Raw genomic sequence first — 678 nt, forward strand, 5'->3', positions numbered from 1 at the left:
CTGGGCGACGAGTTCCCCAAGCCCCTCACCGACGACGTGGTCTCGGCCGCCGACGTGGTGGTCACCATGGGCTGCGGGGACGCCTGCGCCGTGTACCCCGGCAAGCGCTACCTCGACTGGACGCTCGACGACCCGGAGGGCAGGTCTCTCGAGGCCGTGCGCGAGATCCGGGACCACATCGACGCCCGTGTCCGACACCTGCTCACCGAACTCACCGCCGACGCCGCCTGACCGGAAGGACCACCGCCCTCCATGACCGACGACTCCCCCGCCGACACCGCTCGACCGTCGGTGCTGTTCGTGTGCGTCCACAACGCCGGCCGCTCGCAGATGGCCGCCGGCTTCCTCGCCGCGCTCGCCGGCGACCGGATCGAGGTCCGCTCCGCCGGCAGCGCCCCCGCCGACCAACTGAACCCGGCCGCGGTGGAGGCGATGTCCGAGGTGGGGATCGACATCTCCACCGCGAACCCCAAGATCCTCACCACCGAGGCGGTCAAGGCCTCCGACGTGGTGATCACCATGGGGTGCGGGGACACCTGCCCGGTCTTCCCCGGCACGTCCTACCGCGACTGGGACCTCGAGGACCCGGCCGGACGGGGCGTCGAGGCGGTGCGGCCGATCCGGGACGAGATCCGCGACCGGGTCGAGGCCCTGATCGCCGAGCTGACCACGCGAGCC

At 72.3% G+C, this 678-nt stretch carries 1 protein-coding gene and 1 pseudogene; both read left to right on the forward strand.

Going from position 1 to position 678, the window contains the following annotated elements; genetic code table 11:
• Window positions 1-231: pseudogene (locus B4M60_RS12805) on the forward strand (arsenate reductase ArsC); the annotation flags it as partial.
• Between the two features lie 21 nt (window positions 232-252).
• On the forward strand, window positions 253-678 hold a 426-nt coding region (locus B4M60_RS12810), incomplete at its 3' end, for an arsenate reductase ArsC (protein ID WP_291084622.1).

The organism is Dietzia sp. UBA5065, assembly GCA_002415925.1.
Classification (GTDB): Bacteria; Actinomycetota; Actinomycetes; order Mycobacteriales; family Mycobacteriaceae; genus Dietzia.